The 13,230-nt window shown below is 45.2% G+C and carries 14 protein-coding genes; 11 read left to right on the top strand and 3 right to left on the bottom strand.

Annotation, left to right across the window (positions count from 1 at the left end):
* Positions 1-79: 79 nt before the first annotated feature.
* From K6Y21_RS00725 to K6Y21_RS00705, 5 genes are all read left to right on the top strand, one after another.
* The gene (locus tag K6Y21_RS00725) at positions 80-1,102 is read left to right on the top strand and encodes a DUF3549 family protein (protein ID WP_233069682.1); all 1,023 of its coding nucleotides are present in this window, start codon (positions 80-82) and stop codon (positions 1,100-1,102) included.
* Between the two features lie 10 nt (positions 1,103-1,112).
* The gene (locus K6Y21_RS00720; RefSeq protein WP_233069681.1) at positions 1,113-1,403 is read left to right on the top strand and encodes a DUF3301 domain-containing protein; all 291 of its coding nucleotides are present in this window, start codon (positions 1,113-1,115) and stop codon (positions 1,401-1,403) included.
* A 79-nt stretch (positions 1,404-1,482) separates the two neighbouring features.
* A complete protein-coding gene (locus K6Y21_RS00715; protein ID WP_233069680.1) occupies positions 1,483-1,713 on the top strand; it encodes a DUF2789 domain-containing protein in 231 nt (76 codons plus the stop codon).
* Positions 1,714-1,756: 43 nt separating this feature from the next.
* Positions 1,757-2,059 (top strand): hypothetical protein, encoded by a 303-nt coding sequence (locus K6Y21_RS00710; protein ID WP_233069679.1) that lies wholly within the window; start codon positions 1,757-1,759, stop codon positions 2,057-2,059.
* Complete coding sequence (locus K6Y21_RS00705; protein WP_233069678.1) at positions 2,059-2,829, top strand: Zn-ribbon-containing protein; 771 nt, start codon at positions 2,059-2,061, stop codon at positions 2,827-2,829. Before K6Y21_RS00710 ends, K6Y21_RS00705 begins: the two co-directional genes overlap by 1 nt.
* A 7-nt stretch (positions 2,830-2,836) precedes the next feature.
* Here the strand turns inward: K6Y21_RS00705 and syd are convergent, their stop codons facing one another.
* Positions 2,837-3,394 carry a SecY-interacting protein gene (syd, locus tag K6Y21_RS00700; RefSeq protein WP_233069677.1) on the bottom strand — a complete coding sequence of 186 codons (558 nt, stop codon included), beginning with the start codon at positions 3,392-3,394 and terminating at the stop codon, positions 2,837-2,839.
* Between the two features lie 56 nt (positions 3,395-3,450).
* On the opposite strand from syd, the gene queF reads away from it, so the two are divergent.
* The 6 genes from queF (at position 3,451) to K6Y21_RS00670 (ending at position 11,646) form a co-directional block, all read left to right on the top strand.
* Positions 3,451-4,305: an NADPH-dependent 7-cyano-7-deazaguanine reductase QueF gene (gene queF, locus K6Y21_RS00695; protein ID WP_233069676.1), complete on the top strand. Its 855-nt coding sequence runs from the start codon at positions 3,451-3,453 to the stop codon at positions 4,303-4,305.
* 130 nt (positions 4,306-4,435) lie between these two features.
* Positions 4,436-6,640 carry a tetratricopeptide repeat protein gene (locus K6Y21_RS00690; protein WP_233069675.1) on the top strand — a complete coding sequence of 735 codons (2,205 nt, stop codon included), beginning with the start codon at positions 4,436-4,438 and terminating at the stop codon, positions 6,638-6,640.
* A 102-nt stretch (positions 6,641-6,742) separates the two neighbouring features.
* On the top strand, positions 6,743-8,356 hold the full coding sequence (locus K6Y21_RS00685) for a GGDEF domain-containing protein (RefSeq protein ID WP_233069674.1): 1,614 nt from the start codon (positions 6,743-6,745) through the stop codon (positions 8,354-8,356).
* Positions 8,357-8,434: 78 nt separating this feature from the next.
* Positions 8,435-9,799, top strand: coding sequence for a nucleotide 5'-monophosphate nucleosidase PpnN (gene ppnN, locus K6Y21_RS00680; RefSeq protein ID WP_233069673.1), 1,365 nt, complete (start codon positions 8,435-8,437; stop codon positions 9,797-9,799).
* Positions 9,796-10,581, top strand: coding sequence for a flap endonuclease Xni (gene xni, locus K6Y21_RS00675; RefSeq protein ID WP_233069672.1), 786 nt, complete (start codon positions 9,796-9,798; stop codon positions 10,579-10,581). Before ppnN ends, xni begins: the two co-directional genes overlap by 4 nt.
* 153 nt (positions 10,582-10,734) lie before the next feature.
* The gene (locus tag K6Y21_RS00670) at positions 10,735-11,646 is read left to right on the top strand and encodes an isocitrate/isopropylmalate family dehydrogenase (RefSeq protein WP_233069671.1); all 912 of its coding nucleotides are present in this window, start codon (positions 10,735-10,737) and stop codon (positions 11,644-11,646) included.
* 46 nt (positions 11,647-11,692) lie between these two features.
* Here K6Y21_RS00670 and rlmM read toward each other — a convergent pair whose 3' ends face one another.
* A complete protein-coding gene (gene rlmM, locus K6Y21_RS00665) occupies positions 11,693-12,826 on the bottom strand; it encodes a 23S rRNA (cytidine(2498)-2'-O)-methyltransferase RlmM (RefSeq protein WP_233069670.1) in 1,134 nt (377 codons plus the stop codon).
* A complete protein-coding gene (locus K6Y21_RS00660; RefSeq protein WP_233069669.1) occupies positions 12,823-13,230 on the bottom strand; it encodes a DUF423 domain-containing protein in 408 nt (135 codons plus the stop codon). Before K6Y21_RS00660 ends, rlmM begins: the two co-directional genes overlap by 4 nt.

Raw genomic sequence — 13,230 nt, 5'->3', positions numbered from 1 at the left:
CGCAAATATACCATCTGTCAGCCTTAAGCCCTATAATGCCTGCCTATTTTTATCTATTAGTTCATAGGTGACTTCGACGATGCATATTCATTCTCTGACCGATTTTCTCGACCAAGCTAAGTGCCAATACCGGATTTATGATCTGGGCCGCAAGGTACAAAAAATCAGCGCCAGCGAATTTAAAAAAGTCGAACAAAACCAAGTGCCATATCCCTTTCCGCTGCAACAGCATGCTTGGCTGGCGGTGGTCTTTTGGCAAGCGGATCAACCCGAGCACTATATCTGGTTTTTAAAGTTGCCTTTGGATGAGAGAGGGTTACTACTGGCTGGCCCGCAAACTCACTTTATTCAACTTGTGGTAGAAGCCCTAGGCGCAACTTTAGAGCAAAAACCCGATGAAAAGCAGCAAGAGAGATTGGCTAATAACCCTTACACCTTCAAGCCTGCCGAACTCAAAAAGGCCGTGTTTCATGCCAAGTTGAACCTGGATTTAGCCCGCCCTGCTTCACGCTATTACGAGCAAGCTCATGCCTATTTCAGCGGCCAACTTGATTGGCAACAGTGGCAACAATTAGGCATGCAAGGCATTGCCGATGTGGCGGTGCGTTTAAAACAAGATGCTAACGAAACCCACTTGATCAATGCCCTGCCTCAGCTCCCCGAAACACCCCTTGGTATTTTATTGGAATGTTTAGAGCACCAAGACTTAGGCACCCCATTAGCCGAATCATTGCGCGACTTTGCCTTAACCAAAGGACAAACCCAGCCCGCATTAGCCACACTTGCACTGCGCGCCATGTCGTCTTGCAAGGCCAGTGGCATGCGCCAAAACTTGATGAAACATCAGCTTGATTCCGGCCTTGCCAAAGATCCGCAATGGTTTATCGCTATCGCAGCACGCTGCTGGCAAGATTTAGCTGAGCCTGAGTTGCAACGTGCTTATTTAGAAAAACTGGCGTTGATCGACCAAGGGCAATTATTCGTTCAGTTATTTGCCGATTTAGTGGCCCAGCCTGGCCTGCGCACCAGTCTATTAACTTTGATCCGCGATCCTCATCGCAGTCCCGAGCTAAGCCGCGCCATTGGCTTATTGTTTTCTTAGAGGTAAAAGCATGTCTGATTTAATCTGGTTACTGGTCATCGTCGGCATCTGCATCTGGTTTTGGCAACAGCGAAAACAAACAGAAAAAGCGCGGACCTTGATTGAACAAAAATGCAATGCGTTGGATTTACAGCTGGTTTCCGTGGCAAAAGAGCGAATTAATTTAAAACTGGGAGAGCAATTTCTTGAGCAATCCTTTATTTTTGAATTTAGCAGCGACAGCGAAAACTGTTACCAAGGCAAGTTGTATATGTTAGGCCAGCATCAGTATCGGTTTGATATCCCCCCTTACCGGGTTTGAACGCCAAGTAAAACAGCAAAGCCAAAAACCGCTAGGCCCGACTATACTGGATAACACGAGTTGCAGTTTGGAGGTTCATATGGACTATTCAAGTTATACCATGGCGTCTCTATTTGCTCAGTTAGGCCTAGCGAATGATGAGATGAGCATTCAAAGGTTTAGCCACCAACACCCGCTAGATAATACCACCCTATTAGCGGACGCCCCGTTTTGGAATAGCGCACAAGCCGAGTTTATTCGCGAACAAATTTGGCAAGACTCCGACTGGGTTGAAGTTATCGATCAACTCGATTTGATGCTAAGGCGTTAAAATTAGCGTAAACTAGCGGTTTTTAATCTCAGTAGTTAATTTCATGGAAGAAGCAATTCGCGTCGCTCAGCAACTTGCTAAAAGTGGCAAAAACCCAAGTGTGGCTCTGGTCAAAGGCAAGCTGCCTAAAGGCTATCCTTTACCTAAAATCATTGCCGCCCTCAAAGTGTGGCAAGAGCACCCAGAGCTGGAACCGGCCACGGCTTCAACGCAACATAAAGACGAATCCGAGCTCGATGATTTAGACCAAAAAATTCAACGCCACATAGCTCAAGCAGTCAGCTTACTACAACAGGAAATTGCCGAATTGCGCGCTGAAGTCGACAAGTTAAAGAACGCCCCTTAATGTATATTCAAGATCTCATCTTTGAGTGTTTTCAAGACACCACGTTTTCGCGTGTTGAACAAAGCATCAATCAATATTTAGATGCCCTGCGCTACCAAGGTCAAATACTGGGTCGCGAGTTTCCTATCGCGATTAAAGAGGGCTATTTTCAGCTTCGTCTGGTGACACCAGAAAGTAACAGCCTGCACAGTTCATTTTTAAGCGACCAAGGTCGGCTGGCCTTACAAGGGCTAACCCAAGCTGGCTTACTGAGCCCAAAAATCAAATTATTGGGCGAAGATCTCAATTCGCAAGCAACATGCAATACGTCGCCCCCATGGCAAATTTTATATACAACCTATGTCCACACCTGTTCACCGCTGCGCAGCGGCGACGATCTTAGCCCGATTCCCCTTTATCGTATTCCTAGCATCGCTAATGGCAGTCAAAAACAAGCCATAAAATGGCAAGAAGATTGGGAAGCGTGCGATCAATTGCAAATGAATGGCTCCATTTTAGAGCATGGCGCGTTGGCCGAAATAAGTGAGGTCGATTCGCGACTATTCCGGCGGGGTTATGATTTAACCAAACGCATTGAGTACCTGACCAAAACCCCGACATACTACTATCTATATCGCGTTGGCGGGAGCAGCCTAGCGCAAGAGCTTGCTCGCCCTTGCCCTCTTTGCCAACAACCTTGGCAGCTCGCCCAACCGGCTCTGGATATTTTTGACTTTAAATGCGATAGCTGTCGCTTAGTCTCTAATTTATCTTGGGATTTTAAACAATAATTCAGTGTTAAACGGGTTGCAATTGATCGAGAAACTCAGCTAACGAGGGGGCTAACGTGGCCACAGCGCCCTTACCTAGCTGCTCTAGAATCACTTCACCGCTGTCATTGACCACGGACACGATTTGCATTTCATCTTCACAACTGGCAATGAACACGGTATCAGGTAGCTTTAAGCGGCGCTGCATTAAAACGTGAGCAATCACATTCTCTTGTAACCTTTGATAATCCTCTAAATTCCACGCTTGCACTAAAGTCAGGGCCATGGCGTCACCTTGCTGGTTAATAAAGCGACAAGCTAGAGGATCACTGTACCAACTACTAAAAAAGTCATTGATGCTGGGGTGTAATTGGCAATCGAGGGCCTTTGCTACGTTATCAAAATTCACCGTATCTGAGTTGACGGCAGGTTGCCAAGTGATCATGCCATCGATGGGGGCACCGCGTTGGCAGGGCGAAGGCCACTGTTGATCATACTCAACCTCAGGCCATTGATTTCGCTCAGCCCAATGGGCTTCGCAGCGTTGAAAAAATGCAGATAGTTGTTCAAGGGAAGATTGTGACACTACTTTTTGCCTATTTTCGGTTAGAATAAGGCCATTGTAACTATTTTTGATTGCCAATGAAAAAAACATCTCGATACGAAAACGCGCCCATCCTCAATAGTTTATCCTTGGGCCAAGATACCCAATACGATGCCACCTATGATCCAACTTTACTGCAGGCGGTGCCGCGATCACTCAACCGCGATGATTTAGCGCTCAAGGGCGACCCGTTGCCGTTTCATGGTTTTGACTTATGGGGCCTTTATGAATTGTCTTGGCTTAATGCCAAAGGCAAACCCGTGGTGGCGACAGCCCATTGTAAGCTTGATGCTGGCAGTGAAAATTTAATCGAGTCAAAATCGTTTAAGCTCTACCTTAATAGCTTAAACCAGCAAAAATTTAGTTCTGAGCAGGCCGTGCTGGATACCTTAGTTAAAGACTTATCTGCCTGTGCAAATGGCCAAGTCGACGTCACCTTGTACACTGACTTAGACCAAAATTATGAAACCTTGGGCAGTTTCAGTGGCCACTTGATTGATGATCTGGACATAGAAATTAACACTTATGACTTTAACCCTGATTATCTGAAAAATAGCACCACGACGGAAGTTGTTGAGGAAACCTTATACAGCCATTTACTCAAATCTAATTGCCTAGTGACCAACCAACCCGACTGGGGCAGCGTGTTAATAAAATACCAAGGGCCAAAGATCAATCCCGAGCATTTATTGCGCTATCTCATTTCATTTCGACAGCACAATGAATTCCATGAACAGTGTGTTGAGCGTATATTTCAAGACATCAGCCACTATTGTAAACCGACAAAACTGACTGTTTTTGCTCGATATACCCGCAGAGGTGGACTAGATATTAACCCGTTTCGTAGTAACTTTGAGAGCGGGATAACAACCCCGAGACTTTTGCGCCAATAGAGGTTTTTTTGCGTTGGGGCTGGCGTTATCATTACGCCAGCTGCGATATCTGTTTTTTTGGAGAGCTCTGCCAATCTTGCGATTGATACGTTCATTAAACACTCAAGCCCTGATGTTAGTTGCGGGATTAATGAGTGCTGTATTCCCAGCCTACGGCTATGACGACATCACGAGCTTATCGCTTAATGATGAACTTCAGGCTGCCTATGATTTACGCATCACCGCGCCTTTAAAATGCATAGAATTAGTGGATGGCTATCTAAGCCGCAATAAGTCGCAGCTACAACAAACCCAGCAAGGCTACGAATTCAACGATGCCTTCTCCTTAGCCAGTAATAACAGCAGCAGTATCATTAATGCCTTTCAAATTAAGTCTCGCTGTTACAAAAAGCTGAACAACATCGATCAGGCGCTGGTTAATATCGAAATCGCCATCGAGCTGGCACAAACAAGCTCACTGGCGTTTGAATTGGCGCAGGCCAAACTCAGCTATGGTAATATTTTATTTAACCATACCCAACGCCATGTTGATGCGTTACTTGAAGTGCAGCAAGCCTCACTGCAAGCAGATAGCTCCAGCCACCCCAAGACACCTGAATTGCAATTATCAACCCATTTAGCCTTGGCCGACTTTTATACTCAGAAGGATAAATTCCAACAAGCAAACCAAGAGCTAGAAAGCGCCAAGACCATCGCCAATAAGCTCGACAAGCCTCAATTAATTGCTTGGCTTAATTATTACTGGGGCCGCTATTACATTCGTATTTCTCAGCCTCAATTGGCTTTGAGCCACTTTGTCGATGCGAAAAGCATGGCTGAAAACGAAGATAACTTTTTACTTATCGCCAAAGCCACTTATGAAATTGCCGACATCTATCGCTTGCAAGGCAACAAACTGGATAAAGCCTTGCATTATGCCAACCTCTCCGCCAATGCTTACCAAGATTTAGGTGATGAGCGTGAACTCGCCTATGCCCAAATTTACATGGCTATTTTGCACCGTCAAAATCAAGAGTATTCTTTGTCTATGGTGTATTTTTGGAACGCGGGCGACTTATTAAAAGGCTTACAAGATCTCACCGGCAGTGCCTTGTGCAACTTTGAAATGGGTAAAACCTTCTTAAAAATGCACAGTGTTGATGAAGCCCGAAATTACCTCAACTTGGCCCGCTTTCAATACAGCAAAATGGATGACACCAAGATGCTGGCTGACACCCTATTACTGTTAGGGCGTCTAAATATAGAACAAGGAGAAGCGGGAATAGCACGTATCCAATTAGAGAAAGTACTCGCCTTAAGTGAGTCCTTATCATTTTTGGAGCAACGTGAGCGCGCTTACGAACTACTGGCCGCGGCTTATGAATTAACGGGGCATTACAAAAAAGCCATCGAAAACTTTAAGCAATTCCATGCATTGCAAACCAAGATAAAGCAGTTGGAATTCACCTTAGAACAAAACAAATTTAATGAACAATACCAACTCATCGAACGCACCCAACAAATTACCGTGCTGGAACAAGACAACCAAAAGTTGACCAGCAAGCTTGAAAGCTTTTTGCTCATCTGCGTGGTTATCGCCACCATTTTATTGGTGCTATTGTATCGCTACATCCGTAATTGGCTAAAACTCAAACAATTAAAGTCATCCACCAAACAATTGGTTGAACAACTCAACCATCACCCCCATACCTTGCTGCCATGGTGGGCAAGCCAATTAAAAGCCCAGCGGCTATATCAACCTAAAGAGCAACATGAAGCGCAATATTATGCTTTGATCTCTATCGACTTTTTAACTGACCTCTACGAAAAGTATGGCGCGTTAAAAGCACAGAGAATTGAAAAAGAATTTGGCCTTCACCTGCAAAGCCAACAAGGTGAGCATGCCACCTTCTATCAAGTACGCGACAACCAGCTGCTCTACATTTGCCAGCGTGATGGCAACATTCATGCCGAGGCCTTATCTCGCATCTTAATCGAGACCATAAGCCAGTTTACCGTAAAATACGACCTGAACCCTGGCATGGCCATCGGGATCGTTAATCACCCCTTTTTACCAAAAGCGGAAGCCGCCATTGATCACAAACGGGTCAGTGACTTAGCCTGCCTTGCATTACTGGGTGCGAAGCAGCTTCAACCCCAAGAGCAAACCGCATGGCTTGAGTTATTCGCCATCGATTGCCCTCAAGCCGCCTTCTTTAATGGCGATATTTGGCAGTTAGGGCAGCAAGCCATCGCCAAAGGGTTAGTCAAAATAAATTGTAGTGGGGACAAAAACCAGATCCTGTGGCCAATCATTCAAGCCAGTAACACCATGAAGCTAAAGCCGGGCATTTAGTTGCTTCATGCAACAGATTTCATGGCAAAATCTTGTTTGCATTATCGAACTATTGCACAATGCAATCTTGCGACAGGATTGTGTTATTGACAGGGAATGTCATTGAAATCACCAAATGAAAAATGCGTCATTATAAGCAAAGATGGCATCGCCCCTCTCGCCAGAGGCGGCGTAAAGCAAAATAGTGTCAATCAACCTAAGGCCGACATGGAAAACAAACTAATCAGCCAACTCATCGAAAAGCTCGCTTTATGTGCACAAAGCCTAGATCCGTCACTCGATGAAAAGCTTGAACAGCTTGTCACTCAACTGCAACACTCAGGTGATCTCAATCAGGTCCTTGAGGAAATTAAAGCCGTTGAACAGCATCTACAAAATAAGCCGGCAACAATCAAACCTGCGCTAGCAGAGCTAGACAAGCAAACGCGCACCGCGGCTGAAAATCTCCAACAGGCCAAAAGCTTACCCAATAATGTCAGAGCAAATATTCGTGAATATATGAATCGACCCGCTTCTGAAGTATTGCGTGAACACCAAGATAAATTAGCCGTTTTGGTTGGGTTTTATCAACAATTAGTGACACATAGCGAGCGCCCTGCACCCAACTTTTTACGCGTTCAATCCAGCGCGGATCCGGTGCAAGAAGAGAGTACCAGCAATATTCCCACCGTCGACGCTACGTCTCATAAACGTATCTGTGATGAACTGCAAAGGTTGATCACTGAGCTAGACTTTGCCGGTGAGTTTGGTGAAAAACTGGCCAAGATACGCAACCGTATTCTCAGTGGAATAGCCCCATCGCAATTGGCCAGTATTTGCTTGGAAATGATTAACTTGATCATTGATGGCACACGCGAGGAGCGCAAAGCCTCACAAGCTTTTTTATACTCGTTAAATGAAAGCTTAAATTCTTTTCATCAAACCTTTTGCTCCTCCGTCAGTGAATCGCGCAGTATTCGCAATGAGCAGTTTGAACTCAATGAAGATTTGCGTGCAAGACTGCGTACCATGGGCCTTCAGGTTGATAATACCAACGACTTACTGCAGCTTAAATTGTCTATCCAATCACAATTAAAAGAGATAGGGCGTTTATTATCAGAAAAAGAAGCCTTTGAACAACGAGAGAAAGAGCTCGAAAAGCGCTTAGCTGAAATGGAAAATAAGCTTAGCCTAATGAAGGATGAGACCTCGGAATATAAAAAGCGCCTTAGCGCTCAAAAGCACAAGTTATTTTTAGACAGTTTAACTCAGGTATATAACCGAGCAGCCCTAGATGAGCGACTAGAGTTAGAGTTTAAGCGCTGGCAGCGTTATGACCACCCCTTGTGTCTGGCCATTGTCGATATCGATCATTTTAAATCGATTAACGATAACTATGGCCATATGGCGGGTGACAAAGCCCTTAAGGTGATCGCCCGAGCCTTGCAAAAATCACTACGCGATACGGATTTTATTGCACGTTTTGGCGGTGAAGAGTTTGTCTTGTTGCTACCCAATATCAGTGCCCAGGACTTGCAAGCCCCGCTAGATAATCTAAGAGAGAGCATTAAGAGCATTCCTTTTAAATTCAAGGATAACCGCGTATCCATTACCATCTCAATTGGCGCAACAGCCTTTGTCGAAGGCGACCAACCCTTAGACGCGTTCGAACGAGCCGACCAATCTCTTTATGATGCTAAACACCAAGGGCGTGATCGTGTCATCCTAAGTATTTAGCATTCTTAACATTATAAAGCTATACTAATCATAAAGTTAAAGAGGCAATCATGCCTCTTTATTAATTAGGGGGTCAACATGATCACACACATCAGCCCCGTTGGTAGTATGGACTTACTGTCACAACTTGAAGTCGACAGATTAAAGAAAACCGCTTCCAGCGAGCTTTATCAAATGTATCGCAATTGCTCTTTAGCTGTATTGAACTCAGGCAGTAAGACAGATAGCAGTAAAGAGATCCTCGAAAAATACGCCAATTTTGAAATCAGCGTCATTCGCCGTGAGCGCGGTGTTAAGTTAGAGCTGTTTAATGCGCCCGAGCACGCTTTTGTCGATGGCGAGCTCATTTATGGCATTCAAGAGCACCTGTTCTCGGTGCTCCGTGATTTAGTGTATGTCAACAGCCAACTACCGCAAAAAATTCCCACAGACGAAGAAGAGCTGACCGCTTTTACCACCAACCAAGTTTTCTCTATTTTGCGAAATTCTCGGGTACTGCACCCAGGAGTGGATCCTAATCTCGTGGTTTGTTGGGGCGGTCACTCCATCAGTGACGTGGAATATGCTTATACCCGTGAGATGGGTAGCCAGTTAGGGTTACGTGGTTTAAATATTTGTACCGGATGTGGTCCTGGTGCAATGGAAGGGCCAATGAAAGGGGCCACCGTCGGCCATGCGAAACAAAGGGTTAAAGGCGGCCGCTACATAGGTCTAACCGAGCCCAGTATTATCGCAGCAGAGCCGCCAAACCCGATTGTTAACGAGTTGGTCATTCTACCCGATATCGAAAAACGGCTAGAAGCTTTCGTCAGAATGTCACACGGTATTATTATTTTTCCAGGCGGAGTCGGCACAGCTGAAGAGCTGCTCTACATTCTAGGCATCATGATGCACCCAGAAAACAAACGTCAACCTTTGCCCATCATTCTGACTGGTCCCAAAGAGAGTGAAGAATATTTTCGCACCATAGATGATTTCATCGGTGAAACATTGGGCTTTGAAGCTCAGCGCCACTATCAAATCATCATTGATGATGCGGCTAGTGCGGCGCAAGTGATTAAGCAAACCATGCCTAAAGTAAAAGACTACCGCCGCGCTATTGGTGACGCTTACTCATACAATTGGTCGCTCAAGATTGAGCATGACTTCCAAGTGCCCTTCGTGCCTAACCATAAGAATATGGCCGAATTAAACCTTAACTTGGATCAAGAGCCGCAAGTATTGGCAGCCCATCTACGCCGCGCGTTTTCTGGCATTGTGGCCGGAAACGTCAAAGAAGACGGCATCAAAGCCATTGAGCAACAAGGCCCATTCCAGATAGATGGGGATCCAAAACTGATGAAGATGATGGACAAACTATTGCAAAACTTTGTTAAGCAAGGTCGCATGAAACTGCCCGGCTCGAATTACATTCCCTGCTACCAAATCATCAACAAAGAATGAGCAATACCTTACTTATCGTCGATGCGATGAACTTGATTCGTCGCATTCATGCGGTATCTCAAGCACAACAACACACCGAGCAAGGGCAGCTCATTGCCACCTTGCACGGTACTCTCAACAGCGTGAACAAACTACTCAAGCAACTGCCCTCAAGCCACGTTATTGCGGTGTTTGATGGCCTAGCACCAAGCTGGCGCAGCGAACTATGGCCTGAATATAAAGCCGGACGCACGCCAGCCCCGTCAAGTTTGCTTGACTATCTTGATAAGATCCAAGATGCCCTGCTGGAGCAAGGGGTTGAATCTCTGGTCAGTGAATCCGATGAAGCCGATGATCTGATCGCAACCTTAAGTCACACCTTAGCCAGTAAAGGTAAGCAAAGTATTATCGTGTCCACCGACAAAGGCTTCTTTCAGTTACATAATGACTTGATTAAACAATTTGATTATTTCAATCAGCACTGGCTCCAAGCCGATGACTATTGCGCTAAAGTGGGCATCTTAGCAACCCAGTTGATTGATTTTTGGAGTTTAACCGGGGTGAGTAGCAGCAATATCAAAGGCGTCCCAGGTATTGGCCCGAAATCCGCCGCTAAATTACTCGCCAACCATGCCGATCTCAATCAGTTATTAAAGGCCAATGCGCCTAGGGATAAGTTAGCGCAAAAAGTGCATCAACATCAGCAAGACTTAATCATGAGCCGAACGCTCATCATGCTAAAAAGGGATATTCCTTTAGGTTTCAATTTAAAAGATATTCGTTATAACAAAAAAATCAATTAGTAAAAGATTAATTGATTTTTATCTGCTACTCTGAACCGATAATAATAAGAATCAATAAGCCACTGCTAAGCTTGCTATCTCACTCAATATCGATAGCGCACACTTTTTAACTTTTTTTATCTTGTTAGCTCTCACATTACAGTAAGGTTAACTATGACATTTGAACGCATCGCCCTCTTGCCAAGCCGACATCAAGACGAATCCATGACTCAAGGGATAGTTCAAGCTTTAGATAAACTGGGGGCAGGTATCATATTGCAACTGGCGCCCTATCCCCATACGCCAGAGGATTTAGAGCAAAGCTGCGATCTAATAATAGACAATCAAATTGCGTTGATCGGACCTTTAAAAGAAGAATCGTTAGAAGAAGCAAAATTACGAAGCCAATTACATTTGCCTTTAGGCTTAACGACACAATGCTATTACATTCTTCATTTCCCCAGCAGCCCGTTTCAGCCTGTGCAGGAAATAAACCTCGTGTTTGATCTAACCAAAGCCAGTGGACTCAGCCTAGAGTTGCATTATCAACAGTTTGCCCAGCAAGCTTTAGAGGCTGCCCAGTCAAAGCAAAAGCGTATCGTCACTGTGGTAGATGAAAACGAACATGATTCGGTATTGCTTGATGTCATCGCGCGCACAGCCAAACAAGACTTTCCCGAGCTCCAAGTGCAGTTTAGCAGTATCGATGAAGTCAGTTTACACCTAGCCAGCGATGCCGAGCGCTATAACTTTATTATCACCCACAAGTTGTTTGGAAAAATCATCAAAAACCAAGTTTGTGGTAAGCAAATTGCTAAGCGCCTATGTGCGAAATCGTATTTCGGTGAGCAAGGCGCCATTTTTTGCGCCCTTGAGTTAACCAACCAGCTTCAGCTGGAAGACGATCCGGCTGCGTTGATGTTAGCGTCGGTCAACTTACTTGAATACCTTGGTAAAGAAAATGAAGCAGAAGCCATGTTCAATGCCTTGACCCAAACCATCGCCTTTGACGATCGCCTTACCTGCGCCTTCGGCGGTCATCATAGTGGAACGGATTTTACTCAAGCTATCCTAGAGCGCTTATAATTATTCAGGGGAACGGACTCCCCCGAACATCAGTCACCCCACCGAGTTATCGCGTAAAAGCTTTCCAACGAATGTGAACGGTCACTTCTTCTCGATCGTGATATAAGTGCTTAACTTGATAATCAAATGCATCTTCACCAAGGCGAGCAATGATCATATCTAAACACTCTTTTACCGCGTAGTAACGACGCTTCATGGGCAGCTTAAGGTTGAAAATCGCCTCGCGACAATAGGCTTGTTCTAGCCAATCAGCCATTAATTTGGCCACGCGATGGGGCTTTTCAATCATGTCACACACCAGCCAGTTAACATGAGTATGCTCAGGATATTGCACCTTACGGCCATGTTCATTTTTACCCGTCAACCAAGTCAGGTTGCGAATAAAAGGTTGAAATTTAAAACCATCATCGGGATAGTGTTTGACCTGGCCCGTGTCCATTAATGATTGAGCTATTTGGCCATTATCAACGGCAGCAACAAACAAGCCACGGCGAACCAATTGATAGGTCCAGCCACCGGGGCAGGCCCCCAAATCCACCGCTTTCATACCTGGCGCAAGCCGTGTTTCTTGCTCTTCTTTAGGAATAAATAGTTGAATGGCTTCATCTAATTTAAGGGTTGAACGACTGGGCGCAGCACTGGGAAACTTCAAACGTGCAATCCCCATATAAAAGGGAGAGCTGTTGTAAGTTAATGAATAACCAACATAAGCCGTTTTATTATCAAGAAAACAAACATGATAACGCGGTTTTTTGGGCTGCTCCTTAGCCGTTAATTTGTTAGCCTTGCGCAATGCACCTCTAAGGGGCACGGTGAATTTACGACAAAATGTTAACAGTGGCTTAGTTTCGTCCCCCTCTGGTGCTTCAACCCAAAGATCACCACCTAACGGTAACGGCTTAGCCGCTTCAACAATCGGCGTCACGCGATCATTGATGTCCAAATCCGTTAATAACGCTGTCACGGCAATCATCTGACGGGCAAACACTAATCGGAAAAAGTCTAACGCTTTGAGCAGCCCCTCAACCTGATTAGGATCGTAGCATTCAAAATAAACATAGCCAGACTGGCTTTGAGTTTTGACAAAGCCGAAGCAGTCATGGATGGCAGCTTGCTCTTGAATTTCAGCAGCACAATCACTTTCAAAACCGGGGCGACAATACAACAATATGCCCTTCATTGTTTATTTCCTCTCAACGCTATCATGGCTAAACACAGCCAACCTAAAATAAAACACATGCCGCCGACAGGCGTTAGCCAGCCAAGCAGCTTTTGTCCGGTGAGGGCCCAATAATAAAAAGAGCCACAAAACAAAAAAATGCCTGCCAAGAAACAAGTGGCAGCGCAATATGATAACCGATAACCGCGTTCTTGGTGGATAAAAAGTGTCAACAAAGCACACCCAAGTAACGCCAGGGTGTGATAAAAGTGATATTGCAGCGCCAACGCTACATAGCCAGCCAGGGGCTCAGATAATGTTAGAGCATGGCTGATATAAGCCCCCAGTCCCACCGCACTGGCTCCTGATAACCCAGCTAATAAAAATAGCCAGCGTCCGCCCCAGCCTTGATTCTCTATTGCCAT

This window comes from Motilimonas eburnea (genome assembly GCF_021295345.1).
In the GTDB taxonomy this organism is placed as follows: domain Bacteria; phylum Pseudomonadota; class Gammaproteobacteria; order Enterobacterales; family CBDFNC01; genus Motilimonas; species Motilimonas eburnea.
Note: the sequence above shows the minus strand (reverse complement) of the source record. Positions and strands in the feature narration are given on the sequence as shown.